The 26,384-nt window shown below is 45.5% G+C and carries 24 protein-coding genes and 1 pseudogene; 14 read left to right on the top strand and 11 right to left on the bottom strand.

What is annotated here, in order from left to right; translation table 11 throughout:
* Positions 1-22: 22 nt before the first annotated feature.
* Together JGK39_RS16985 and JGK39_RS16980 are read right to left on the bottom strand one after the other, a co-directional pair.
* Positions 23-694 (bottom strand): VWA domain-containing protein, encoded by a 672-nt coding sequence (locus JGK39_RS16985; RefSeq protein WP_293296929.1) that lies wholly within the window; start codon positions 692-694, stop codon positions 23-25.
* 79 nt (positions 695-773) lie between these two features.
* A complete protein-coding gene (locus JGK39_RS16980; protein ID WP_293296931.1) occupies positions 774-1,112 on the bottom strand; it encodes a hypothetical protein in 339 nt (112 codons plus the stop codon).
* A gap of 205 nt (positions 1,113-1,317) precedes the next feature.
* On the opposite strand from JGK39_RS16980, the gene JGK39_RS16975 reads away from it, so the two are divergent.
* Positions 1,318-2,685, top strand: coding sequence for an NB-ARC domain-containing protein (locus tag JGK39_RS16975; RefSeq protein ID WP_293296933.1), 1,368 nt, complete (start codon positions 1,318-1,320; stop codon positions 2,683-2,685).
* A gap of 16 nt (positions 2,686-2,701) precedes the next feature.
* On the opposite strand, the gene JGK39_RS16970 is transcribed toward JGK39_RS16975, so the two are convergent.
* The 4 genes from JGK39_RS16970 to JGK39_RS16960 all read right to left on the bottom strand — a co-directional run bounded on the left by JGK39_RS16970 (position 2,702) and on the right by JGK39_RS16960 (position 3,753).
* On the bottom strand, positions 2,702-2,941 hold the full coding sequence (locus tag JGK39_RS16970; protein ID WP_293296935.1) for a type II toxin-antitoxin system HicA family toxin: 240 nt from the start codon (positions 2,939-2,941) through the stop codon (positions 2,702-2,704).
* Positions 2,934-3,200 (bottom strand): hypothetical protein, encoded by a 267-nt coding sequence (locus JGK39_RS16965; RefSeq protein WP_293296937.1) that lies wholly within the window; start codon positions 3,198-3,200, stop codon positions 2,934-2,936. Before JGK39_RS16965 ends, JGK39_RS16970 begins: the two co-directional genes overlap by 8 nt.
* Positions 3,201-3,434: 234 nt before the next feature.
* Positions 3,435-3,575 carry a hypothetical protein gene (locus JGK39_RS33615; RefSeq protein WP_366048908.1) on the bottom strand — a complete coding sequence of 47 codons (141 nt, stop codon included), beginning with the start codon at positions 3,573-3,575 and terminating at the stop codon, positions 3,435-3,437.
* On the bottom strand, positions 3,538-3,753 hold the full coding sequence (locus JGK39_RS16960; RefSeq protein ID WP_366048909.1) for a DUF433 domain-containing protein: 216 nt from the start codon (positions 3,751-3,753) through the stop codon (positions 3,538-3,540). Before JGK39_RS16960 ends, JGK39_RS33615 begins: the two co-directional genes overlap by 38 nt.
* A gap of 385 nt (positions 3,754-4,138) precedes the next feature.
* On the opposite strand from JGK39_RS16960, the gene JGK39_RS16955 reads away from it, so the two are divergent.
* The 4 genes from JGK39_RS16955 (at position 4,139) to JGK39_RS16940 (ending at position 8,808) form a co-directional block, all read left to right on the top strand.
* Positions 4,139-4,372, top strand: coding sequence for a hypothetical protein (locus JGK39_RS16955; protein ID WP_293296938.1), 234 nt, complete (start codon positions 4,139-4,141; stop codon positions 4,370-4,372).
* The gene (locus JGK39_RS16950) at positions 4,365-4,847 is read left to right on the top strand and encodes a hypothetical protein (RefSeq protein WP_293296939.1); all 483 of its coding nucleotides are present in this window, start codon (positions 4,365-4,367) and stop codon (positions 4,845-4,847) included. Before JGK39_RS16955 ends, JGK39_RS16950 begins: the two co-directional genes overlap by 8 nt.
* Positions 4,848-4,995: 148 nt before the next feature.
* Positions 4,996-5,436: a peroxiredoxin gene (locus JGK39_RS16945; protein ID WP_293258867.1), complete on the top strand. Its 441-nt coding sequence runs from the start codon at positions 4,996-4,998 to the stop codon at positions 5,434-5,436.
* Between the two features lie 717 nt (positions 5,437-6,153).
* Complete coding sequence (locus tag JGK39_RS16940) at positions 6,154-8,808, top strand: C39 family peptidase (protein WP_293296940.1); 2,655 nt, start codon at positions 6,154-6,156, stop codon at positions 8,806-8,808.
* On the opposite strand, the gene JGK39_RS16935 is transcribed toward JGK39_RS16940, so the two are convergent.
* The 3 genes from JGK39_RS16935 to JGK39_RS16925 all read right to left on the bottom strand — a co-directional run bounded on the left by JGK39_RS16935 (position 8,795) and on the right by JGK39_RS16925 (position 11,294).
* Positions 8,795-9,859, bottom strand: coding sequence for an XDD3 family exosortase-dependent surface protein (locus tag JGK39_RS16935; protein WP_293296942.1), 1,065 nt, complete (start codon positions 9,857-9,859; stop codon positions 8,795-8,797). The two genes, JGK39_RS16940 and JGK39_RS16935, sit on opposite strands and share 14 nt — an antisense overlap.
* Before the next feature lie 322 nt (positions 9,860-10,181).
* On the bottom strand, positions 10,182-10,619 hold the full coding sequence (locus tag JGK39_RS16930) for a secondary thiamine-phosphate synthase enzyme YjbQ (protein ID WP_293258861.1): 438 nt from the start codon (positions 10,617-10,619) through the stop codon (positions 10,182-10,184).
* Between the two features lie 459 nt (positions 10,620-11,078).
* Positions 11,079-11,294: a hypothetical protein gene (locus JGK39_RS16925; protein ID WP_293258877.1), complete on the bottom strand. Its 216-nt coding sequence runs from the start codon at positions 11,292-11,294 to the stop codon at positions 11,079-11,081.
* Positions 11,295-11,901: 607 nt separating this feature from the next.
* Here JGK39_RS16925 and JGK39_RS16920 point away from each other — a divergent pair.
* The 9 genes and pseudogenes from JGK39_RS16920 to JGK39_RS16885 all read left to right on the top strand — a co-directional run.
* Positions 11,902-13,428, top strand: a pseudogene (locus tag JGK39_RS16920) (ferredoxin--nitrite reductase); the annotation flags it as partial.
* A gap of 75 nt (positions 13,429-13,503) precedes the next feature.
* Positions 13,504-13,776: a 2Fe-2S iron-sulfur cluster binding domain-containing protein gene (locus JGK39_RS33610; protein WP_366048910.1), complete on the top strand. Its 273-nt coding sequence runs from the start codon at positions 13,504-13,506 to the stop codon at positions 13,774-13,776.
* Between the two features lie 180 nt (positions 13,777-13,956).
* Positions 13,957-15,285, top strand: coding sequence for a CmpA/NrtA family ABC transporter substrate-binding protein (locus JGK39_RS16915; RefSeq protein WP_293258857.1), 1,329 nt, complete (start codon positions 13,957-13,959; stop codon positions 15,283-15,285).
* A 212-nt stretch (positions 15,286-15,497) separates the two neighbouring features.
* Complete coding sequence (gene ntrB, locus JGK39_RS16910; RefSeq protein WP_293258855.1) at positions 15,498-16,367, top strand: nitrate ABC transporter permease; 870 nt, start codon at positions 15,498-15,500, stop codon at positions 16,365-16,367.
* Positions 16,368-16,591: 224 nt separating this feature from the next.
* On the top strand, positions 16,592-18,622 hold the full coding sequence (locus JGK39_RS16905) for a nitrate ABC transporter ATP-binding protein (RefSeq protein ID WP_293258853.1): 2,031 nt from the start codon (positions 16,592-16,594) through the stop codon (positions 18,620-18,622).
* 105 nt (positions 18,623-18,727) lie between these two features.
* Positions 18,728-20,407, top strand: coding sequence for a nitrate ABC transporter ATP-binding protein (locus JGK39_RS16900; protein ID WP_293258851.1), 1,680 nt, complete (start codon positions 18,728-18,730; stop codon positions 20,405-20,407).
* 352 nt (positions 20,408-20,759) lie between these two features.
* Positions 20,760-22,943 (top strand): nitrate reductase, encoded by a 2,184-nt coding sequence (locus tag JGK39_RS16895; RefSeq protein WP_293258849.1) that lies wholly within the window; start codon positions 20,760-20,762, stop codon positions 22,941-22,943.
* A 569-nt stretch (positions 22,944-23,512) separates the two neighbouring features.
* On the top strand, positions 23,513-23,818 hold the full coding sequence (locus JGK39_RS16890; RefSeq protein WP_293148182.1) for an RNA-binding protein: 306 nt from the start codon (positions 23,513-23,515) through the stop codon (positions 23,816-23,818).
* Positions 23,819-24,153: 335 nt separating this feature from the next.
* Complete coding sequence (locus tag JGK39_RS16885; RefSeq protein WP_293258845.1) at positions 24,154-24,612, top strand: phosphate-starvation-inducible PsiE family protein; 459 nt, start codon at positions 24,154-24,156, stop codon at positions 24,610-24,612.
* A gap of 230 nt (positions 24,613-24,842) precedes the next feature.
* On the opposite strand, the gene rimM is transcribed toward JGK39_RS16885, so the two are convergent.
* Both rimM and JGK39_RS16875 read right to left on the bottom strand, forming a co-directional pair.
* Entirely contained in the window at positions 24,843-25,484 is a 642-nt protein-coding gene (gene rimM, locus JGK39_RS16880) for a ribosome maturation factor RimM (RefSeq protein ID WP_293258843.1), read from the bottom strand.
* 183 nt (positions 25,485-25,667) lie between these two features.
* The gene (locus JGK39_RS16875; RefSeq protein ID WP_293258841.1) at positions 25,668-26,300 is read right to left on the bottom strand and encodes a response regulator transcription factor; all 633 of its coding nucleotides are present in this window, start codon (positions 26,298-26,300) and stop codon (positions 25,668-25,670) included.
* Between the last annotated feature and the right edge of the window lie 84 nt (positions 26,301-26,384).

Below are 26,384 nucleotides of genomic sequence, written 5' to 3'. Positions count from 1 at the left end.
GACGCACCCTACTAATTACTACTTATATACTCTTGGCGATGGCATTTAAAATTTCTTTCATCTCTGTTTTTTCTAATCCCCTACCTGCTTCCGAAACATAATGAATCGTATTTTCCCAACTACCCATCATTGTCCAAGGTTCAGCATCAGGTGCAAACAATAATAAACGCTTGACTGGTGTTGGCATTTCATGCCAGTAATCTGTCAAATCATTAAAAGTTTTTGGTATATCATTGGGATAGTGACTGGGTTTAGGGCCTTTATCTAAGCTATGAGCGCTAGCATCAGTAAAAAGAACTACGACATATCGTTGCTTACTAAAGTCTCCTTTTTCCCAGTTAGATTTAAGTGCTAAACCAACCGCTTCTAACCCATTTTCCGGTTCATCCCCACCACCATCAGCTTCAATTGGAGAGACAAAATTAGCAAAATCGGAGGACTGCGATCGCAAGTCAAAAAACTCAGAACATTGCATCACTTTATCGGCTGAATCTGCCCAATAATCCCGAAAGACAATTACCCTAGCTCTCAATTGCTCTACTTTTTTACTTTGTACTTTCATCTCAGCTTCTAACTCATCGTAAAATTTGAGAGCGAGTGACTTCACTTCTTCAATCAAATGACCCATAGAACCTGTGCCGTCAATACACATTACCAAATCCACTGCATACTTAACACTTTGACCATCACTCATAAACTTTTACCTCTCTTGTCACTCACTTATGTTGAACTTGGTCTGAGCAAGATGAATTTTTTAAAATTTTATAATTCACTCACTCTATACCTAAATCTTCAATCTTGAAATTACGTTGGACGTTCCCCGCTGGTAGGATATTGAAAATTTCGGATTTTTCAATTCTTTTCAATTTTTCATAACTTTCAATCACTTCATAAGAAAAGAAAAAGTCATCTTGGTGGCTGGATATCACAGTTCCAATGCGCTGCTTATCTTTACCACTAAAATGTTTTTGCAGTCTTGTCTTAATACAACTTCCGGGTGTCCCTTTAGCTCTTCCTACATAAGCAGTATCAATTTCTCCATCAAAATCATGGTATATTGCATAAATGCCAGATAGACCGGATGGAATATCTCTAAGATTAGCATCAGTCATTCTTTGGGGCATTGACATACTGAAGTGCCTTCTTTGAAACAAAATCATAAAAATCACTATACATAGTTATGTAAGCGAACACAAGCTTGAAATGTCTTATTTTATCTCGTGTTTTTTCCAAAAATTAAAACTGTTTTAACAAATTTTAATATAATGTCTTAAAATATACTATAATTTTGTCAGAAATTTACTGTGGATACATTTTATGAATGTTACAGAGGTTTTACAATGTGCCGATCAGTTGGTATTCACTAAGACTGGCAAACACTTAGATGATGTTCAAAAGGCTGTAATTACAGGGGTTTACCAGGGAAAGACCTATGATGAAATTGCTGATGATTGCAAGCGTAGTGAAAGTCGTGTTAGAAATGTAGGGCGTCAGTTATGGCAAATTTTATCTAAACAGTTAGGCGAAGATATTAACAAAAGCAATTTTCGCTCTACCTTCCAAAGACTACATATACAATCATCTCAAAATCAAAATATTTGTCATGTAAACGGTAGCAATTATAATTTTAATTTTAATCGAGAAATTTTATATAATACAAACAAAGACACTCAACAGAATATAACTGAGAATCAATCTAAATCTCTGTATCGCGATTTAACTCTAGCACCGATAATCACCAGCTTTTACGATCGCACAACCGAACTTCAAACCCTCTCCCACTGGTTGATCGACCAAAATCTTCATCTAGTTTCTGTTTTAGGATTAAGTGGAATTGGCAAAACCACCCTAGTCAAACAGTTTGTTGACCTCAATTTACAACATTTTGATGTAGTAATATGGAAAAATATCCAACTATCTCAATCTTTAGATAACATTATTAATGAAATCATCACAGGTGTCGATCGCGATTCTACTCAAACTGATAATAAGTTAACTCAGTTTTTCAATCTTTTGCGTCAACAAAGATGTTTAATCATCCTTGATGATTTCCAAGAATTATTTATTAAGGGAGAATTGGCAGGAGAGTTCAAAACGGAATTTAAAAATTTCCAAAATTTATTGAAAATGATGACAAATCTAGAACATCAAAGCAGCTTCATTTTAATAAGTCAGGAACAATGTCAAGAAATGATTAGCCTGGATGAGGATTTATATCCTATTAAGTGCTTAGATTTACAAGGATTAGACCATACAGAAATCTTGAAAAAATGGGGTTTAAAAGATGATGAAGCCTGGGCGGAGTTTAGCGATATGTACGGAGGAAATTTCCTTGATTTAAAAGATATTGCCAGTTTAATTAAAAGTATTTTTGGTGGCAAAGTTGCTGATTTCTTAAAAGAAGACAGTTTAATTGTCACTAAAGATATGAAATCTCGGTTGACTGAATTATTCAAACGGCTATCACCCACAGAGCAAGAGATTCTTTCACAATTAAGTAAATTGGATGTACCTGTGTCAAGAGAAGATTTAAGGCAAAGTTTATCTATGTCATCAATGGACTTAATGAATGGGTTGCGATCGTTGGGTCAACGTTATTTACTCACAAGAATAGAAGGAAATCAAGTATTGTTTGATTTATCTATTGTTGTTCGAGAATATGTTAGAACTTGTTGTCAAGATTAATATTAGTTCAACTTACTTAATTAATCATCCCCTCAATCTCTGAATCTGTAAACCCAAATTGCCTAAAAATCCGCAACACATAAGCTGGTGACATTTCCCCAGCACCTATATCAATCGGAACCACTCTTTTTTGACCTTCAATTTCACGCACATACAAACGATGATCCCCTTTGCCCTCTCGGTAAAATTGACAGCCATTTTTCTCTAAAATTTTAATTAATGCTTTAGGTTTTAAAGATGGGAGATTTTTAGGCATAAACTTTTCTTAGTTCATAAGTATCTGAGGCTTCGGCATCTTCTAAGGTCAGAAACTCGTGCAATTCATTAATGGCAAGAGGACTGAGATAAATATTCGATTCAGATTCATAGACTTCATAAAAAGATTCGATCGCCTGTTTGAGTTTATCGATGGATTGTTCGGGAGTGTTTCCTTGTCCTACTAATCCATTTTCCAAACACAAAGCTACCCAATAATCGGCACTTTTGCGGATGATAACACTGTAGAAATCAATCATATTTGGAGCGTTAAATAAATTATTGTGCAAAACAATTATGATTGCACATTAATAAATTAACACACGAGCGCCCGCAAGTCAAGGCAGAAAACAAGCCGATAGAACTATTCCCCAGTACCAAGTTTCTGCTGCCGGCACTCAATTTTACAAATACTCGAAGTGATATCAATTCCGCGTCTTCGCAATCCATTCGCTATAGCAAGAGTTATATTTTCGTCGAGATGAAATTTTATCTTACCCATGCTGGCGATTTTTTAATTTTTGTTGCAATAGCGATGGGGTTTGAGCTTTCAATTGGCGGGCAAATTCTGCATCTGCTTCGATCGCAGAGCGAATTTCATCTGGGCGATCGTGATAATAGGCTCTCTTCTGCATAGATATCAGATAAAGTAATGCTGGGATAGTGATACAGAATTTCGTCTGGTGACATTCCCATTTGTTCGTGCCAAACAACTATATCCTGAACTCGGATGCGATGTCCGGCGATACGGGGTTTTCCCCCGCACACTCCAGGGGTGATTTCGATATGTTCTTGAATTACTGCGATCGACATGGTAGCGAATTAATATAGGTTGTCTCTTCTATTTTAGAACGGGTGAGAGGAGTTTGGCTGTAAAAGTGATTTTGTGCGATCGCATTTCTGAGTTGCAAAGACGACTACTCCAAATGTTGAAACAGCCAACCAGGAGCATATTAATGCGGACTTAACTAATCATCCCCTCAATCTCTGGCTCTGTAAACCCAATAATCAGAACTTTTTCTGACGATCGCAGTTGAGAAATTAATCATATTTTATTTAACAAATTAAAGATAGACATTATACAGAGCGCCTGCTGTATACTATAAACTAAGGATAAGCGTCCTGTCCGATTGCGGCAACACCCGGACAAGACGACTACTCCAAATGTTGAAACAGCCAACAAGGGAGCATATTAATTATGTCACAACCTCGGTATGATGATGAAAAAAATGAGACGCGCCATGCAGCTACAACCGAAGAGGCTTGCATTAATATGGAAGAAAAATACGGCTGGCAGCTTAAAAATGTAGAAGAAACTGGTAATTCTATCTTGAGCGTTGATTGCATTTTTGATGGAAATTGCGAGTTTCCTCCGTCGCCAATGGACTTGAGTCAAGGTGATTACTTCAATGAGAGAAAAGAAGATGCGTAAATACATTATTTTCAGAGCAGAAAAAGGTGAACTGGAAAAATACCGATCGCTCACCGAAACAAAAGTAGGAGAAAGCTTTTACCGAGTAGCCAATGCAGGCTCGGTTAAGTCATTGATTTGGACATTAGCCGAGCATTATGACTCTAGTGGCAAGCCATCCCCAGCACCGGGCGATCGTTTAACCGAAAGCGTTATTGTCCCCAGTGCGATCGATCCAATGTTTCCAAGTGCATCAACTCATTTCAGAGACAGCGGCTGGGAGGTTGTGAAAGTTCACGAATACACCCCTGAAATTCCCGCTCCCTATGGCGCAGAATTTGACTCAATTTGTATTTGCTATTGCGCCTACAAACCCATAGAAAATCCTCCACTGAAGCAATACGAGCGATCGCCTGTCACCCTTGACTCATTCGGAGGCGATCGAACAGCTTACGATCGTTGGCTAGAATCCCAAAAACACCCGGCTGAAGTTTAAATAATTTGCAGGTGTCTACTCAATTGTGAGACACCGTAGTCTTTTCTTCAGTCCGCGTAGGCGGACTTCGTATGTGTAGAAGCGATTTCAATCGCCGAAGCCCAAAATCAACTAAAATATGTTTATCAATCGCAAGGTCAACAAAACTATGACATTACCAGTTGGGTGCGCGGCTCCTCAATTCACCGCCAAAGACACAAACGGCAAAACCGTCTCCCTCTCTGACTTCACGGGTAAAACCGTAATCTTGTATTTCTACCCCAAAGATGACACCCCGGGCTGCACCAGACAAGCTCAAAGCTTCAAAGCAGCCCATGAAGAATACAAGGGCAAAGATATAGTTGTTCTCGGCGTCAGCCGCGACAACGAAGAATCGCACCAAAAGTTTACAGAAAAGTACGGTTTGCCTTTCCAGCTATTAGCAGATGTTGATGGCGCAATTACCAAAGCTTACGATGTTGAGAAAGGCGATTATGCCAAGCGCGTGACTTTTGTCATCGACGGTACCGGCAAAATCATTCAAGTTTATGAAGGGGAAACGATGAAAGTTGACACTCACGCTCAAGATATTCTTGTCACCATAGTTTAGTCGCGCTAAGCAAGTGACTAAAAACCCGGTTTCTTTCGAGATATCTCGTTGCTACAGGCAATATTCTCGTAGAAACCGGGTTTTTTTGTAATTCCGGATTAATACCATTTTTGCAAAATAATCCAACTACCGGCAAGCTTAAAACTTATCCAGTAAATCATCCCCCATATAATATCATCTCCGGTCAATTACTATAACAAAAACGGTTTGTAGTGCGGACTTCAGTCCGCTCTTATGCTCGCCAGTTTGTAGCGCGGACTTCAGTCCGCAGCATGAGAGCGGACTAAAGTCCGCACTACGAACGATGAGAGCGGACTGAAGTCCGCACTACGAAGGAATTTGATTGCAGTTAATCGATCGCCCACCATCTAAAATCTAAAATCTAAAATCTAAAATCTAAAATCTAAAACCATCTAAAGTGAGGGGTCAAAGGTACAGGGGGTAATAGCCTCCTCCCACTAAATTTATTCCCCCAAAAATTGCACCACAAATCCGCTCGATCGCCCGTATATTTGGGTAAGGTGCTTAGGTTGCACCCTACAGTTAGATTTGCGGCAAATATCCCGCCCACAATTAAAAATTCATGCTGGAAAACGCATCAACCGCCCCTAAATTCAGTCTAGGGGCGATGGTGTCCGGGATCGGATCGTTGTGTTTGATAAAATGAGAAGTTATCCTTGCTGTAGCTGAATAATTAAGTAGGTAGGCGGATAGATAATGACAAGCACCAAGACTATTTTGAGTTACTTAGGCCCACAAGAAATTGAGGCCAATCGAGCCTCTGTCTTAGTTGGCACTTTTGACAAAAATCAAGTGGCGGCAATCTCGGCAGCCGAAGGCTCAAATGCCCTGAAGGCGGGGATAAATTTATCGACAGGCATTTGGAACATTAGTTTAGAGAAAGGATTCGATAGCGCCGGTACTCGCACGGTGCAGGTGAAGGCCACTGATAAAACAGGCCAAGTTATCGGCGAACAAACAATTAACATCAAAGTTAATCCCGCGTCTAACTCCTCGCAACAACTCTTCACGTTAATTACGCTCCAAGATACTCTATTAAAAGCCGGAACAGTGCCGGCAGCCAGTCTCAACTCTCAGCAAAAAGCGGAAATACCAGCAGGTAAAAGTTATCAAATTAGCGACTATGAGTTAGAAGACGGACACCTGAATGTTCAACTAAATAATCCAATTTCTCCGGTGGGAAAATCCGGCTTTTTTTACGAAAAACACGTACTCGTAACCAAAGGCGCAAAAATCCTGATATTCGATCGCGCGGATCTACCTACCCCGCCCCCTGGAATGCAGTTGCTGTGGGTGAACAAAAAAACCTGGTTAAAGCGCAACCCCGCAGATTCGACTATTTTAAGCCCGACTCAGAAAGTCCGATTTAACCAGGGGGAAACTTTCAATATCTTCGGCTACGCTTGCGTGGAAAATCATTTTCGAGTCACTCTCGATCGCCCGATTCCCAACTTCGGCAATTCGGGATTTATGTACTCGCAACACGTCCAGATTTTGCAAGACGGCAAGGGGATTGCCTTTGACAGAAATGCAGTTACCATGACTGTTGTCAAAACTACTGCGTTTAAAAAGCTGCTGGTGGATGCTGTCAAGCTGCAACTGCCAGAAAAAATCACTTTGCCGGCGGGAATGATTTACGGAATTTCTGGATTCTCGATCGAACAAGGTCATATTAAAGTTTCGCTGACTGAAAATTTGCCGCCCTTTGGCAATACGGGTTTTGTTTTTCCCGATTTCGTGCAATTTGCCAGAGGAGGCAAATCTTTCAATCCAGCGCCCAATTTAACTTATCAAGGCCCGACGGAGGTTTTGGTCAATCAGGCGATCGCACTTTCAGGTACTTTTGACAAGCAAGAAGCAGCAAAAGTTGAAGTAATAGCTGAGGACAAACTGCCGCTAACCGTAACACTAAACCAAAAAGCAGGCACTTGGCAAGTGAATTTGCCCAAAGGATTTAGCATACCCGGAGCTCGCTGGCTGAGATTGCGGGCAACTGACAGCAAAGGCAACATTACCGGCAGCCAAATAATTTATATTACCGTAAGTTCAGATCCGCTGACTGTCGGAAAAGATTTGACTTTAAAGATAGTTTCCGACACTTGGTTTAAGGTAGCCCCAGTTGATGGTTCCCGCCTCAACAACCAGCAAAAAGTTCTTGTCAAAGCAGGCCAGACTTTGGCGCTTAGCAAGTACGGATTTATTGACGGGCATCTCAAGGTAGTTCTGGATTCAGCAATTTCGCCGATCGGCACTTTTGGCTATTTGTACGAACCCGACGTTCAGCTTGCCAAAGGTACAAAAGTCCTGAAATTTGACCTAGCAGACGTACCAAATAGCAACGGGAACGCTCAACTGTTAGTAACTCAAACAACTCTGATTAAAGGTAAACCACAAGATTCATCAAAACTGCCTGCAAACCAAATTTCTCAACTAATTTTAGGCAGCACCTACGCCATTACTGGTTATGCCTGCATTTTGGGGCATTTTCGAGTAACTTTCGCCGAAGCTATTCCCGGTTTTGGCAATGTGGGATTTATCTATTGGCAGTCTGTTCAAATCAAGAAAAATGGCAAAGAAGTTCCCTTTGATCCCGCTGCTTTGACGATGACAATGCTGCAACCAACTGTGTTTAAAAAACGCCCCGTAGATGCTGCCAAGCTGACCGCTACAGAAAGAACTACGCTGCCTTTAGGTAGAGTTTACGGCGTGGAAAGCTACGGTTTGGAAGCGGATCACCTGAAAGTTTCCCTGACTGAAGAACTGCCGAATTTTGGCAATACAGGTTATGTTTTTCCGAGTTTTGTTCAGTTCAAGCGGGGAGATAAAATTTTCGATCCGGTTCCGAACAATGTGGAGTTGAACGTGCCGTATTTTTCGCAGCGGGACAATCCGCGTTTTGATTGGTCTACTTGCAATGTAACTGCGATCGCGATGGTGATGTATTATTACGGCCTTCGTTCTAAGTTCGGCGGACAGTTGGAGGATGAGTTGTTGCAGTGGTGTTTCGACTATGCCGGCCAGGGTTCTCAAACCGATCACAACGTGCTTTCGGCGCTGATTCAAGCTTACGGGTTTAAGACGAGTTTTAGTACGACTCGCCAGTGGGCTGATGTGCGATCGCAATTGCTGAATCGGCGGCCCGTAGTTTTAGCGGGAGATTTTACTGCTGCGGGTCACATTATCACTTTAATTGGCTACAATTCTGACGGTTATATCGTGCAAGATCCTTGGGGAGATGCACTCACCGGTTACAGCGATACTGAGGGGAGAAAGTTGATTTATCCCTACGGCTACATCAATCAAGTTGCGGGGCCAGATGGGAATGTTTGGGCGCATTTTATCTCGCGATAAGGTTTTTAGGAACGGGCAAGATGCCCATTCCACCAGAATATTGAGTTTTTGTGGAACCGGCATCTTGCCGGTTCCTCAGGATACGCAAGATGCCAGCTCCACCAGAAAATGTAGTTTTTGTGGAACCGACATCTTGCCGGTTCTTCAGAATTCTGCGATCGCCTGAAGCAATCTTGCGCTTCATTTTGCCTTTCGCCGCACCCATACCTAAAAAGCTCAATCCGGCTAAAGTACCGAACCATGTAGAAGGTTCGGGTACAGCCTCAAATTCTCCTTTAATGGCGATCGCATCATTAGCGCACTCAGCAAACAAATTAGCAACATAACTGCCAGAAGGTATTGCAGATTTATTGAAACTGAATCCGATTGTTTGAGAACCTACTGCATTAAACTGCGAGAAATCTAGACCCATGGCGCTCAAAGTTGCTGGCGTTAAAGAAGAGATTTCTGCAACTTTTGTACCAGAAGCAATTGAGTTGAGAACTGTCCAGTTTCCTGTTTGTTGAAAATAGGGGTCGGTGGCGGCTAAATCACCCATTGATGGGGTGCCGCCTCCAGATGCAACTGTGGTATTGTATTGATTTAAATTGATAAAGCCGGAGTTAGTTTTGGTGACGTTTTTAGCGGTAACATTGCTGTAAACGCCTGTTGTCGCCACGCCTGAGTCATTTCCCTCGGCAAAGCGAACGGCAAATAAGCTGCGATTTGCGTTAGCTGTATCGAAGTTTTGGCCGGAAAAATTGAAGAACAAATCGCCGTAGTTGATGTTGCCGGACTGAGCGGCGCTGTCTGCATATCCGGCTAAACTGAGATTGGAGTTGATGGCGATGAAAGCTGTATCTGATGTTTCTTTGACGGCGATGCCATAAAATTCAAATTCGCCGCCGCCGATTTGGGGCCCTGTTACGCCGTCGTTGAAGGAGTCGATCGCATAATTCCAGCCGTTAGATAGGGTTGCTGCTGTAGCCTTTTGTGGCTGTAATCCAATAATTGCAAGGAAGACAGCCACCGAGTAAGTCCAGCGAATGCTGTTTTTTGTAATGGAATTCATAAAAAACTCTCTGATGAATGTGTGTTAAAGTATTTATTCTGTCGATCGACTATTTTGATTTTCAGTAAATCACACATTCCGGTAGACTTTATTAAAGTTTTGGTAAAGATTTTGTCGGTAATTACGTAATATCACTGAGATTTGTCAAAAAAAACAACCAATACCCGTAACTCAAGAATCAACTCCCGCCACAACCAGCACAGCAGAGTCCAGGGACTTTAAACCTTATTTTTCGGTAAGTTGTACTGAATCTAAATTGTCTGAGGGTTTGAAGATTTGCGATCGGCGATCGAAATATGCAGCAATTTAAATACACAACAACTTATTCGCCCATAATTTGAATACTTACAGTTCTATTTCGCGGCCCGTCTAAGTCAAAAAACAAAACTGATTGCCAAGTCCCGAGTGCTAATTTACCTTCAGCAACTGGAATGACTTCGCTGGTACTGAGTGTCATGGCCATCAGGTGAGAGTGCGCGTTGATCGGTTCGTCTGGTGGAACTATTCTTAAATGCAGGTCGTTGTGCAGGTATTTGTCGCCTGGGGGCGCTAATTTTTGCAGGTATACTTTAATATCTGCTAGCAATCTTTCTTCGTTTTCATTGATTGCTAAAGCTGTCGTCGTGTGTCTGGAAAATACTAGGACTTGTCCATTTTTTACTGCACTTGCGTCCAGAAGCTGGACAATTTGCGGCGTGATGTTGTAAATGTTGATGCCTGATTCTGTGAGGATTTCGATTGTTTGATTGAGGATTTTCATAACTTGCCTTTCATCTCCCGCCCGGTTGAATAATTATAATTACGTTTGTAGTGAGGACTTCAGTCCTCCAAGTCTTCAAATGCCGATCGCCCAAAATTCTATCACTTCTCTCAACCATTGCTACAAATGAAGTGTTGGGAACGACTCAAAAGCAGGGTTGTTTCCTCAAGCCTTGAGTTACAGGTGTGCCGATAGTTTGATTGTCGATAGGGCAGTTAGCCATCGATCGCTCTTCACTACACCCTAGGACTGAGGGGCCGATCGCTAGAGAGTAAATCTCAAATCGAAAAATAGAAAATCTCAAATCGACGCTCCGGGGTTGGGGCGATCGCGTGTTTTAAGAACAGTCAAAAATCTTCCTGCAATAATATCACAGCAGGCATCGCGGGTTGCTTCTAACTCGGGCGGTAGTTTCTGTAATTGAAGTGCTGCATAAATCGATCGAATTTTTCCCGACTCTTAACATATCGCCGAGAGTTCGCTGACAATTTTGACTTTTCCCTTGATCGCCGAGCGCAGCAGGCGGTTGAGCGAATGTCTGTCTTCCTCGGGGAGAGAGTCATCCAATACAGCCGCCATCAAACCGTAGCGATCGGCTACAGTCAAACTGCCCGTATCGGTAACAGAGGCAAGTATTTCGGAAATAGCACCGGGGATAAGTTGAACCAAAAACATGAAACGTTCCCTCTCATTGGATAGAAGTATCATCTCTCGTTCTCCAAAAATTAAGAGTGACGGTGGCATAGCAGAGAACGTGATGTTTTGAGGCTAACTGTGTGATAACCACGGAGCTTATTTTGTGACGAGCGGCGTTTGAAGTCTGCGATCGCCGTCACAATCTTATTTTAAATCTGCCAATTTCCCTCTCTCGGCTCCAAAATCTAAAGATTTATAGAGCTTTTTCGGCTCTGTGTGTGTCTTTACCCATTACTCATGTATTAAACGCATCAGGTCTATGCAAAAATATCATAAAACTTAATATTTTGTAAAAATAGCTACGAATATTTAGGGTGATGCGCTTTACATTAGTTAATAACAAAGGTGCATCGAAACGCAGCGATCGATCGAACCATCGGTAGGAACTATAACCATACATAGTTTGGCGGCATTCGAGGCAGCAGGAAAGCTCAAGTATACAGAACACCAACCATGCTTAAAAGAAATTCGATCTAGTAACTAAATATACAGTTTTAAATCCATAGGCTCATTAAGGTTAGCAGGAAACACACTTTATGCTCCAAGTCAATACCTCAGGGAATAAACCAGCAGCGAGGGTAAATCGATGACCCAAACAGTAGAACCCAAAGCCAGCTTGAACAAGTTTGAAAAACTCAAAGCCGAAAAAGATGGCTTAGCAGTCAAAGCCGAACTAGACCACTTCGCCCAAATCGGCTGGGAAGCAATGGACGAAATCGATCGCGAGCACCGCCTCAAATGGCTCGGCATCTTCTTTCGGCCAGTAACTCCGGGCAAATTCATGATGCGCCTGCGCTTGCCCAACGGCGTCATTACCAGCAATCAAACTAGAACGCTAGCAGACATATTACAGCGCTACGGCTCCGATGGCAGCGCTGACATCACCACCAGACAAAACCTGCAACTGCGCGGAGTTCGGATCGAAGACGTGCCCGACATCTTCCGCCGCCTCAAGGAAGCGGGGATGACCAGCATTCAGTCTGGCATGGACAATGTACGTAACATTACGGGTTCCCCAGTCGCAGGCTTGGACGCCGACGAACTGATAGATACGTGGGAATTGGCGAACCAAGTCCAAGACATGATTACCAACAGCGGTGAAGGCAATCCAGAGTTTTCCAATCTGCCGAGAAAGTTTAATATTGCGATCGCAGGTTGCCGCGATAACTCAGTCCACGCCGAAATCAATGACATCGCCTTCGTACCCGCTTACTCTGACGGCAACATCGGCTTCAACGTTTTAGTCGGCGGCTTCTTCTCCGCCAAACGCTGCGAAGCTGCAATTCCCCTCAACGTCTGGGCAAGTCCTAGCGATGTTGTAGATTTGTGCAGAGCAATCTTAACTGTGTATCGCGATCGAGGCCCGAGAGCAAACCGCCAAAAATCCCGCTTGATGTGGCTGATTGACGAACTCGGCATCGAACAATTCCGCGCCGCAGTCGAACAAGAAGTAGGTCGCACTTTGCCCCCCGCCTCGCCCAAAGATGAAATCATCTGGGACAAACGCGATCACATCGGCATCTACGCGCAAAAACAATCAGGGCTCAACTATGTAGGGTTGCACGTTCCCGTCGGACGCTTGCAAGCAGCGGATTTGTACGATTTGGCCAGAATCGCTGAGGTTTACGGCAGCGGCGAGCTCAGGCTCACCGTCGAAGAAAATGTAATTGTTCCCAACGTTCCGGACTCGCGCCTCGAATCCCTCGTAAAAGAACCGTTATTGCAACGTTTCTCGATCGACCCCGCACCATTGATGCGCGCCTTGGTTTCCTGCACCGGCTCAAAGTTTTGCAACTTCGCCCTCATCGAAACCAAAGCCCGATCCGTGGCAATGATTCGGGAACTGGAAGCCGAACTCTCGGTTCCCAAACCGGTCAGAATTCACTGGACTGGTTGCCCGAATTCCTGCGGTCAACCCCAGGTTGCCGACATCGGTTTGATGGGCACAAAAGTTCGCAAGAACGGCAAAACCCTCGAAGGTGTGGACATCTACATGGGAGGCACAGTGGGCAAAGACGCTCATTTGGGTACTTGCGTCCAAAAAAGCATTCCTTGCGAAGACCTCAAACCGGTGCTGCACCAACTGTTAGTCGAGCAGTTTGGGGCCGTTCCCAATCAAGCTTCCGGGGATGTCGCTGCCCTCAACAGGCAACTGCAACTGACGGTAGATAGGGACGAAACGGCTCTGGTGGCGAAACCTCAGACATCTACTGTCATTTTCGCTCGATCGGGCAAAACAGTTGCTTGCAGCGAAGATGAGTTCATTCTCGACGTTGCCGATCGCGCCGGAGTCGAACTCGACAGCAGTTGTCGATCGGGAACCTGCGGCACTTGCAAGCAGCAACTCCTAGAAGGCAAAACCGTCTACGACAGCCAACCCGATGCGGCGGCAGATTTAGAACCAGGGTTCATCTTAGCTTGCAGCGCGCGGGCGATCGGCAAAGTGTCGATCGACGCCTAGTATCACAGTGTGAGATTCGAGAGACCCAAAGAATTATCTCATTGCGAACAGAATTATGTCATCGGGAATGATATTCTCTCATTGCGATCGAAATTCTGTCATTGCCAAGGTCATCAACCAATCTCACATCAGGCATCTCACCTTTCTCGCATTTCAAAGTACAACAACAATTCAAGACAAATGAGCAACCTTTCCAGAAGAAAATTCATCATCACCGCCGGAGCAACAGCAGCCGGCACCCTCCTCGCCCACGGTTGCAGTTCCGGTTCCAGCACTACTAGCGGCAGCCCCACCCCCGCAGCCGGTGGTGCCTCACCCACCGCCGCCCCAGCAGTCAACGTCAACCCCGCCGACGCCCCCGAAGTTACCACCGCCAAACTCGGATTCATCGCCCTCACCGACTCCGCACCCATAATCATCGCCCAAGAAAAAGGGTTATTTGCCAAGTACGGCATGAAAGACGTACAAATCCTCAAACAAGCATCTTGGCCAGTTACTCGCGACAACCTAGAACTCGGTTCTGAAAAAGGTGGCATTGACGGAGCCCACATCCTCTCCCCCATGCCTTACCAAATGACCCTAGGCACAATTACCAAAGGCAATCAACCAGTGCCGATGAACATTGTCGCCCGGTTAAATACCAACGGTCAGGCAATTTCCCTCAGCAAAAAATACCTAGATTTAAAAGTAGGTACAGACAGCAAAGCTCTCAAAGCAGCCCTCGCCAATCAGAAAGTGGCGATTACCTTTCCCGGCGGCACCCACGATTTGTGGATGCGCTATTGGTTAGCAGCCGGTGGCATCGATCCAAATACAGAAGTTTCTGTTATTCCCGTACCGCCGCCTCAAATGGTAGCTAACATGAAATCCGGCAGCATGGAAGCCTTTTGCGTCGGCGAACCTTGGAATGCCCAGCTAGTTGCTCAAAAGGTCGGATACACCGCCTTAGTAACGGGAGAACTTTGGAAAGATCACCCAGAAAAAGCCTTAACTTTGAGAGCCGATTGGGTTGAGAAAAATCCGAAAGCTACCAAAGCAATTACCATGGCTGTACTGGAAGCCCAACAGTGGTGCGACAAGCCAGAAAACAAAGAAGAGATGTGTACAATCATCTCTGCTGATAAGTGGTTGAAAGTACCAGTTGCAGATATTATCGGTCGCGCTAAAGGTGAAATTGACTACGGAACCGATCGCAAGGAAGCAGCTAGTTTAGTCGCAATGAAATTCTGGGCTGACAATGCTTCCTATCCCTACAAGAGCCACGATGCTTGGTTCATCACTGAAAATATTCGCTGGGGTTATATGCCGGCAACTACCGACATCAAAGCCACGGTTGATAAAGTTAACCGCGAAGATATTTGGAAAGCAGCAGCGACAGCACTTGGCGTTCCCGCCGCCCAAATTCCGGCTACCACTTCTCGCGGCGTCGAAACCTTCTTTGACGGCGTGAAATTTGACCCAGACAAACCAGAAGAATATCTGAAGGGTCTGGCTATCAAGAAAGCCTAATCCGGAACCCAAAAATGCTAATGGTTAACAGCTTGAGATTAACCATTAGCTCGTAAATCGATTAAAGATTTACATTTAGCATCTCGAATTGACGACAAGCCTTGAAACCATAATTTTGTTTGCCAAAATTGCAAGTTTCAAACTTTTAATCAGGTCACGGCATCTATAAGTAATTATCCATTCACTGCTAATTCCTCACTGAAAATAGACAAATGGCAACCAACCTCTCTGTTTCTAAGAGCAAAAATCCGTTAAATTCCTTTCTGGAGCAGGTTCAAAAAAATCGCAGAAAAATTATTCGACCGTTAGTTGCGATCACAGTTTTGCTAGTAATTTGGCAAATCCTCTGCCACGACTCCGCATCCGCCTTACCAGGCCCGATCAAAGCTGTTCAAGAAAGCTGGAATCTGATTATCAATCCGTTCTTCGACAACGGCGGCACCGACAAAGGTTTATTTTGGCAATTGGCGGCTAGCTTGCAGCGGGTGGCGATCGGCTTTACTCTAGCAGCAATTCTCGGCATTGGTTTGGGAATATTGGTCGGCACAAACTCTTTAATGTACGATGCTTTAGACCCGCTGTTTCAAGTATTCAGAACTATCCCTCCTCTAGCTTGGCTGCCCATTTCTTTGGCCGTATTTCAACAGTTCAATCCCTTTGAAGGATTGGGGATGAAAGCTAACGAAATTTCAGCGCTTTTTGTAATCTTAATTACAGCAATCTGGCCGATTCTGATTAACACGACAGTAGGCGTTCAACAAATACCCCAAGATTACAGAAACGTCGCCCGGGTTTTGCGCCTCCCCAACCAAAAATACTTCTGGAAAATCTTGCTACCGTCTTCTGTTCCTTACATTTTCACAGGCTTGAGAATTGGTATCGGTTTGTCTTGGCTGGCGATCGTGGCTGCGGAAATGTTAGTCGGCGGTGTCGGTATCGGCTTCTTCATCTGGGATGCTTACAACAGTTCTCGACTCAGCGCCGTGATTCTGGCAGTGCTTTATGTAGGAATTGTCGGTTTAGTTTTAGACAGACTCGTTGGTTTCATCGCTTCCAAAGTTGTTCCTGAAGAACAAAAATAGGATTTGGTTGAGATTTGAAAGTACAAAGTAAGGTGCGCAGTGCGCACCCTACAGATGATATCAGTTAAAAATTAGCATCTTACAAAGTAAGGTGCGCAGGGCGCTACAGACGATATCAGTTAAAAATCAGCATCTTACTTGGGCTCGGTGCGCAGTGCGCACCCTACAGATGATATCAGTTGAAAATCAGCATCTACTAAAGTACAAACTAACAAAAAATAATCATGTCAATCCTTATTGAAGTAGACCACGTAGATCGCGTATTTAACTTGCCCAATGGCGAGCAATACATCGCTCTCAAAAATATCGAACTTAAAATTAAAAAGGGAGAATTCATCACCTTAATCGGACACTCCGGTTGCGGCAAATCTACACTGTTAAATATCATCGCCGGACTGGACACAGCAAGTCAGGGCGGGATTACTTTAGAAGGGCGCGAAGTCCGCGATCCAGGCCCGGACAGAATGGTGGTGTTTCAAAATTACTCGCTGCTACCTTGGCTGACGGTGCGCGAAAATATTGCCCTAGCAGTAGATGAAATTTACAGCGGTAACTCTCAAGAAGACCGCGAGTTGGTAATTGAATACCACATTAAATTGGTGGGACTGGGGGCAGCAGCGAACAAACGCCCCGGCGAAATTTCTGGGGGGATGAAACAAAGAGTTGCGATCGCCCGCGCCCTGGCAATTCGCCCGAAATTGCTCCTGCTAGACGAACCCTTCGGCGCCCTCGATGCTTTAACTCGCGGTGGTTTGCAAGACCAATTGATGAACATTTGCGAAGAAAGCAAAGTCACCAGCGTTATGGTAACTCACGACGTGGATGAGGCTTTGCTGCTGAGCGATCGCATTGTCATGCTCACCAACGGCCCGGAAGCGCAAATCGGACAAATCCTTGAAGTGGACATTCCCCGGCCCCGCAAGCGCATGGAAGTGGTCAACCATCCGAGTTACTACGCGCTGCGTAACGAAATGGTTTACTTCCTCAACCAGCAAAAACGGGTCAAACAGCGCCGGGCCAAACAACAAGCCCCAGCCGTGGTTACTGCCGGCAACGGCTTGGAAAAAATTAACCTCGACATCGGCTTTATTCCCCTCACCGACTGCGCGCCCTTAGTCGTAGCCAAAGAAAAAGGATTCTTCCAAGCCCACGGCTTAGAAGAAGTCACCCTCAGCCGAGAACCTAGCTGGAAAGAAATTGCTAAAGGTATCGGCCAAGGACGGCTGGACGCGGCGCAAATGGTTGCAGGAATGCCGATCGCCATGCTGTTGGGCTTGGACGGCGCAGCCCCGGTTCCCGTCAACAGCGCCCTCACTCTGTCCCGCAACGGCAACTCGATTATCTTCGGGAAACACCTCTACGACCAAGGCATTCGCACCTTAAAGGATTTCAAAGCTGCGATCGCCAAAACTCCGGATCGAGGTCATACCTTGGGCATGGTACACTCCGCCTCCATGCACAATCTGCTGTTTCGCTACTGGCTGGCTGCCGGCGGTATTGACCCCGATCGGGATGTGGCCTTGACCGTCATTCCGCCCGCGCAGATGGTATCGAATTTAAAAGCAGGCAACATTGACGGCTACTGCGCGGGCGACCCCTGGAACTCCAAAGCGGTCAACGACGGTACAGGTTTTGCCATGGCCCGTTCCCTCGATATTCTGCCCGGACACATCGAAAAAGTTCTCGGCGTTAGCGAAGATTGGGCTCAGAAGTATCCTCAAACCCACGTCGCCCTCGTCAAAGCACTTTTGGAAGCCTGCGAATATTGCGACGATCGCCGCAACCGCGAAGAAATCCTAGAATTGATTTGCCAAGAAGAATATATCGGTGCCGATCCAAAAGATATCCGCCCGGGGTTCCTCGACCCGTACAACTCCGGTACAGAGGCACAACCCGAAATGCTCTACAATTTCAACCAGTTCTATGTTGACCAAACCAATTGTCCAGACCGCCTAGAAATGGTGTGGGTGATGGCGCAGATGGCCCGCTGGGGACTGATTCCGTTCCCGAAAAACTGGGTGGAAGTGGTCGATCGAGTTTTGCGACCCGATGTTTTCGGTCAAGCAGTGCGCGAGTTGGGTTTGCCGGATATTGCCAAAGTTCGCCGCAGCATCAACTTGTTTGACGGTACTGTCTTTAATCTCGACGACCCGATCGACTATCTTGAAAAGGTCAAAATCAAGCGCGACTTCCGCATTGAAGAAATCTTAATTGAACAAATAGGCAGTCAGTGTTCCATCAGACTGCCAGCATAACCGGAAAATAGGAAGAGGGAGTGAAGAGTAAGGAATCAGGAAACAAGACTCCACATTTCCCGCTTCCTAATTACCTCTCTTACCAACCCTTAATCCTAAATTCTCATGTCTAATTCCGCAAACCCCCAACCAAATCCTGAAAATATGCAAACTCTCAAAACGCCCCAGGCAACGAAGATTCAAAGTAAGAAACCAGGCTTTTTGACTATTAAAGATGTATCGAAAGTCTACCCAAATCTTAAAGAACCAGAAAAACCTTTTGTCATTCTCGACGGTGTGAACCTGACGATTAATGAAGGCGAATTTATTTGTTTGATCGGTCACTCGGGCTGTGGCAAATCAACCTTGCTAAACATGATTGCGGGATTCAACGGGCCGACAAGCGGAGAAGTTGCTCTCGAAGGTGCGCGGATTACTGAACCGGGCCCCGATCGCATGGTGGTATTCCAAAACTACTCGCTGCTACCGTGGCTGACGGCGACTGAAAACATCCACCTCGGCGTTGAAACTGTTTACGCTGACAAGTCCGCAGAGGAACACGACAAGATCGTCAAGGATAACTTGGAATTAGTGGGTCTCACCGAAGCTTGCCAAAAAAGACCGGGACAGTTGTCCGGCGGTATGAAACAGCGGGTGGCGATCGCCCGAGCCCTGGCAACTCGCCCCAAACTGTTGATTTTGGACGAACCCTTCGGAGCTCTAGATCCGATTACCAGGGAAGAGTTGCAGGAAGAATTGCTGAAAATTTGGAGCGAGTACAAAATTACGATCGTCATGATTACTCACGATATCGATGAAGCTTTGTTTTTATCCGATCGCATCGTAATGATGACCAACGGCCCTGCTGCATCGATCGGCGAAGATATGCAGATTCCCTTCAGCCGTCCCCGCAACCGCACGCGGATCATGGAAGATCCGAAATATTACGAACTCCGCAACTTTGCTTTAGAGTTCTTGTTCTCTCGCTACGCGCACCACGAAGAGGATACAACAGAGTCGGATCTAGCACCCGTCGTCCTGCCATTACCAGCTAGCAAAAAGCCTGGGCCTACTGCTGACAAGCCGATGCCACCGGTATCTTTTGTACCTCACGCTGCACAACCCCTAGAAGCCTCGCCAATCAAAGGTGCTGTCCTGGCAGTTTCGTGGTTGGTAGCAATGGCGACTTTAGCTGCTGTCAATACATCTGGTGTTTCCAGCCAACTCAAGCAAGCCAAGCTGGCAGCAACTGCACCGGCACCCACTGCGACGGCGGTTGTCAGTTCTCCCCCCAGTCCTGCACCGATCGCAGCCAGCCCTGCACCGAGTGCTGCTGTAAGTCCTGCACCAATTGCAGCCAGCCCTGCACCGAGTGCTGCTGCAAGTCCTGCACCGAGTGCTGCTGCAAGTCCTGCACCGATCGCAGCCAGCCCTGCACCAATTGCTGCTGCAACTCCTGCCGCCGCACCCACAGCAGCAACCAGTGCAGCTTCAGGGATTTCCGACAAAGCCGAACTTGAGGCGATCGGCAATCAGTTGTATGCACGAATTGACGAAAATTGGAAGACAACTCCGACATTTACCCAAAGTTTGACCTATCGAGTCAAAGTGAAACAAAACGGAGATATCCTACAGTTCGAGCCCACAAATAAAGCAGCTAAAGATTTCGTCAAAGAAACTCCCCTGCCGGTTTTGCAAACTCCCGCAGGTGCCGCCGCAGGCGCTCAAAAAACTGCTGATTTCCAAGTAACTTTTAGCCCGACCAGCGGCGGCGGCGGCGTCTTAGAAGTTAAAACAGCGAAGTAGGTGACTTATACCATTTTCGCAGGTTTGTAGTGAGGACTTTAGTCCTTATTTCTGAGGACTAAAGTCCTCACTACAAACCAATATGATGGCAGGTTTGTAGTGAGGACTTTAGTCCTTATTTCTGAGGACTAAAGTCCTCACTACAAACCAATCTAATGGCAGGTTTGTAGTGAGGACTTTAGTCCTTATTAGCGGTTAATTTTAAATCAGGGTATTTTCCGCTTATGTAAAGCATTTTTGCGGTAATTTAGTAATTTTAGATACATTATTTGCAGGAGCCCTCAGTTCCGACTATAATGACGAATTACGAATTATCCATTAGCTTTCAAAAATTAGCATCTAAAATCACCAGATGGAAACTATAAAAACTCTTTGCCCTTACTGCGGTGTAGGTTGCGGTCTAGAAGTTGTTCCCGACAAAAAACAAACTTGGAAAGTCCGGGGCGATCGCAATCACCCATCGAGCCAGGGCATGGTTTGTATTAAGGGAGCAACGGTAACAGAGTCTATTCGGAGCGATCGGCTACTTTATCCGATGATGCGAGAGACTCTCGACCAACCCTTCCGCCGCGCTAGCTGGGACGAAGCTCTCGATGCCATTGTTAACCGCATCCAGACAATTCGCAGCACGAGCGGCCCTGACGCTATGTGCGTTTACGGCTCGGGTCAATTCGCTACAGAAGATTATTATGTTGCCCAGAAACTGATGAAAGGTTGTCTGGGCACTAATAATTTTGATGCAAATTCTCGCTTGTGTATGTCTTCAGCGGTTTCGGGATACGTTCAAAGTTTTGGTTCGGACGGGCCGCCTTGCTGTTACGACGATTTAGAATTAACAGATTGCGCTTTTATTATCGGCAGCAATACAGCGGAGTGCCATCCAATTGTATTCAACCGATTAGCAAAGTACCACAAAAAGCATCCCAATGTCAAGATGGTTGTGGTAGATCCGAGGCGGACTCCGACTGCTGAAGTAGCCGATTTGCACTTAGCAATTAAACCGGGGACGGATATAGATTTGCTGAACGGAATCGCATATTTGCTGTTACGCAGGCGGGCAATCGATCCTGAGTTTATTCAAGAATGCACGGCGAATTTTTCAGCTTTTACTGAAGTTATCAGCAACTACGCGCCGGATTTTGTAGCCTCGCGGTGCGGCATTACTGTTAGCGAATTAGAAACGGCCGCTAACTATTGGGAACAGTCGCAGCGGGTTTTGTCTCTGTGGTCAATGGGAATTAACCAGTCCTCCGAAGGTACGGCAAAGGTGCGATCGCTGATTAATTTGCACTTGATGACCGGTCAAATCGGCAAACCGGGATGCGGCCCGTTTTCCCTCACCGGCCAGCCCAACGCGATGGGAGGGCGCGAAGCGGGCGGACTTTCTCACTTGCTTCCAGGCTACCGCTTTGTGAAAAATGCCGAACACAGAACCCAAGTCGAGGAGTTTTGGGGAATCGCACCGGGAAGCATTTCCCCGAATCCTGGGCGCAATGCTTGGGAGATGATTACGGGTTTGGAAACTGGCGATGTGGAGTTGCTGTGGATTGCAGCCACCAATCCGGTGGTGAGTATGCCGGATTTGGAACGGACAAAAGCTGCTTTGCTGCGATCGCCCTTTACGGTGTATCAAGAAGCCTACTATCCCACGGAAACCTCAGCCTACGCTCACATCCTCCTGCCTGCAACCCAGTGGAGCGAAAAAACCGGAGTGATGACGAATTCCGAACGCCGGGTGACCTTTTGTCCCGGTTTCGATCCGCCATCCGGGGAAGCGCGCGACGACTGGAAGATTTTCGCAGAAGTCGGCCGCCGGTTGGGTTTTACCCAACACTTTGCTTTCGACAGCAGCGCTGACGTATACAAAGAGTACGTGCAGTTGACAGGGGGAAGGCCTTGCGACGTGACAGGCCTCAGCCACGAGTATTTGCGCGTACACGGCCCGCAGCAGTGGCCGTGTCCCGAAAATAAGCCTGTGCATCCAGCGAATGAAGCGAAACGGCTGTATACTGACAGGCGTTTTCACACTCCCGACGCGCGGGCGAGATTTTCGGCCTATCACTCGCGGGGACTCGCAGAACCTCCCGATCCCGACTATCCGTTTGTGTTGACAACGGGGAGAGTTTACGGACACTGGCACACGATGACGCGCACGGGGAGAACCGAGAAAATTAATCAATTGCACCCCAATCCGTTTTTGGAAATTCACCCCCGCGATGCTGCTAAATTGCAGATTAAGGAGGGAGATTTGCTAGAAGTTCGATCGCGCCGCGGTAAGGCTCAGTTTCCCGCAAAAGTCACCAAGGCGATCGCCCCTGGTACGCTATTTGTACCGATGCACTGGGGTTCTCTGTGGGCAGAAAGTGCTGAAGCCAATGCCATGACTCATCCTGCAAGTTGTCCAGATTCCAAACAGCCCGAGTTAAAAGCTTGTGCGGTGCAGTTGGTACTCGTGGGCGCAGAAACTCCGGCCGAAGTTGTCGCAGAAGTTGGGGAGTTTAATTGGGAAAAATCCACCGTCACCGTCAATTCTTAAGCTGCCGTCCAAATCTACCTTGGTTTCTTGCCACATACTCAAATAAAATTCCAGTTTTTTTGTCAAGAAACCCAGTTGCTTAACTATGGCTGAGGCACAATCGCAGGGCGCTCTACAGGAATCAAGACCTTTGTCAGTCGATTTGAGCTTTGAGATTTACTCCACAGATGCAATCTGGGAGTTTGAACAGGAGTCTAAAATTTGCCGATATCCACGACATAAGTTTGGGGCTTGTACCTAATTTTTGGGCAGGATTATCGAATAATTTTGAGCTATTACGCATCCGACAAGCTGCGTTCTCCGGCAGAGTTCGCGAATCAATAAAATTAAATTTATTTTTTCTAGTTTTTCCTGCTTTATTGGGGCTTTTTCCTTCTTCCTTCTTCCTTCTTCCTTCTTCCTTCTTCCTTCCTCCTTATTTTTAGTCGATCGCCCAGATTGAAAAATTGCAGTTTGCACCTATAGGTGCTATAATATTTTTATAAGGCTTTATTTTCGGCAGTACAGTTCGTTCGATCGGCGTTCCTCCGGATTTAAATCTCTACAACCTCGATTCTGGAGAATGTTCAATGTCTATCTATGTCGGCAATTTATCCTACGAAGTAACGCAGGAGCACCTCAACCAAACTTTTGGAGAGTACGGCACAGTAAAGCGCGTTCAATTGCCTGCTGACCGCGAAACAGGTCGGATGCGGGGCTTTGCTTTCGTAGAAATGTCTACAGAAGCAGAAGAAGCCGCAGCCATTGAGGCTCTTGACGGTGCTGAGTGGATGGGTCGCGACCTCAAGGTCAACAAGGCAAAACCCCGCGAAGAGCGCGGTTCTTCCAACAGCGGTAACTGGGGCAACAACGACCGCTCTTCTCGCCGCTACTAAACCCACCCAAGCTAAATTTTTAGCTTGACCGTATGTAGGAGGGTGCGAACAAGCAGTCAACAATCATTTTCTGTTGAGAATAGATAGTTGTTTGTGCGATCGTACCGCGTCTTAAAGTCCTCAAACTATTGCTAGACAATAGTTTGAGGTTTTTTTATAGGAAAATTGTCTTGAATGTTGACTAAATCCTAGTATGTCCGGTAAATTAACCGCAATATTTGTAGGAGCGCGTTCCACCAACGATCTATAATTCAGACAAACAATCTACATAAACCCGCCCCAACCAAGGGACAGAAGTTGATTGCGGGTAATTCAACGCACACGATATCACGGGTATGCTGAAAAAACTATTTAGGCAAATTTGTAAGTTTGGCAGCGATGAACAATTTTTGCATTTTACAGAAAATGTAGAAGTCATAATATCCAAAATTTTATCGCTGGCGATGATTTTGGTAATTATCGTCAGCGTTTGCGATTTGCTGATTTATTTAGCAAAAGAATTGCTCACCGACCACGAGAGTTTGTTAAAAGAGACCTTGTTTGTCATATTTGGGTTATTTTTAAATGTTTTAATTGCCCTGGAAATCTTGGAAAATATTACAGCTTATCTGAAAAAGCACGTAATTCAAGTAGAGCTAGTTATTGTAACTTCTTTGATAGCAGTATCTCGAAAAATTATCATTCTTGACCTAGAAAAAAAAACCGCAGCCGACTTAATTGGTTTATCGGCAGCAATTTTCGCGCTTTCCATCAGTTACTTGATAGTGCGGTTTGCAAATAAAGGAAAAGATTAATATCGGGAATTGGTAATGGGGCATAGGGCATAGGGCATAGGGCATGGGGCATGGGGCATGGGGCATAGGGCATTGGTTATTATAAAAATGACTAACAAGTAACCACTAACTATTACCTATTACCTATTACCTATTACCTATTACCTATTACCTATTATCCATTACCTATTATCCTATGCCCGATGCCCTCTTTGCCCGATGCCCTAATTTACCTGAGAAAGGCTATAGATTTATTCCAACAAACCAGGAGGAGGGACAATTTCAATTCTGCCTTGTTCCAAGTCAACAATTGGCACAATCTCTTGCACAAAAGGAATCAAAATTTTAGTTGATTTAGGTTCTTTAACGCGGATTTTCCGTGGCTTGCGGGTATTTCTGGGGTCAGCGTTTGCTGTGGGAGTTTCCGGGCGTTTTGGCTTAGCTAGTTCTAGGGCGACAGGTTCCGGCGGATTTAGGTTTGTTTCTACTTCTAAAAGGTCGTTACCTGCGGGAATAATATCGCTTACCTTACCTAAGATTTCGCCGGTTAACTGGTTGAACACTTCCATACCGATCAAATCTTGCACGTAAAACTCATCAGGTTCGAGGTAAGGTCGATCGCCCTTTTCGATTAACAACTTGCAGCCCCGCAGCGCTTCAGCGCCATCGCGGTCTTCCACACCCTCCACCTCTACAGCATACAACCCTTTGCCCGGAATGTAGCGACCGCCCAAAAACTCGATCGGTTCCGGCTCAGTTTTCTTAGGGCGTAAAAGCCACCGCCTCCCCGGTTCAATAAACCTTTCCGGGAAATCCGAATCGGGATAGACTCGCACTTCCCCGTATAAACCTTGAGCTGCTACAATTGTACCGATTTCTATCCACTCAGACATAAATTCTCTTACTCAAATTGCTAATAATTAGTCATTAGTCATTAGTCATTAGTCATTAGTCATTAGTCATTAGTCATTAGTCAAGGGTGATTGGTAATGGAGCAATTCTCCCTTCTCCCCTTCTTCCCTCTTCCCTCTTCCTTCTTCCTTCTTCCTTCTTCCTTCTTCCTTCTTCCTTCTTCTTTACACCAACCCACTTCTGAGCGCTACAACTGCTGCTTGCACGCGATCGTCCACAGCCAACTTATTCATAATACCGCGAACGTGAGTTTTAATAGTATTTGGACTCAAATAAAGCGCCGCTGCAATTTCAGGATTGCTGTTACCTTCCACCATTAACTTTAACACCTCCAATTCCCGCTGTGACAACTGGCCATAAGTAGTTGTAGAGGCTGGTATAGGCGGTTTGAGGTGCTCGATGACAGTGCGAGCAATTTGAGGGTCGAGGTAGGTAGCCCCCTCTGCTGCGGCTGCAATCGCCGCTAACAGCCTGTCTACGGAAGCACCTTTAATACAATAAGCATCAGCACCGCTAGAAAGCGCAGCAATAATTTCAGTTTCAGCCGTATGAGAAGTTAACATTACCACTCGAACTTCCGGCAGTTGTGCTTTAATTTGCTGCGTCGCTGCTATGCCGTCCAGCCGCGGCAAACCGATATCCATCACAATAATATCAGGTTTCAGTTTCAGTGCGGCTGCTACACCTAAATATCCGTCTTCAGCTTGTCCTACTATTTCTATTTCTGGGGAGTCGGCTAAAACTTGCTCTAATCCCAGTTGCATCATCGGATCGTCTTCAACAATTAAAATTCTCATTGTTAATTGGGAATGGGGAATGGGGAATGGGGAATGGGAAATTGGGAATGAGGAATTGGGAATGGGTAGGTTCTAAACAATAAC

The sequence above is a fragment of the Microcoleus sp. PH2017_12_PCY_D_A genome (assembly GCF_020738565.1).
Taxonomy (GTDB): Bacteria; Cyanobacteriota; Cyanobacteriia; order Cyanobacteriales; family Microcoleaceae; genus Microcoleus.
The sequence above is the reverse complement of the archived record's forward strand: the minus strand, read 5'-3'. Positions and strand labels throughout refer to the sequence as shown.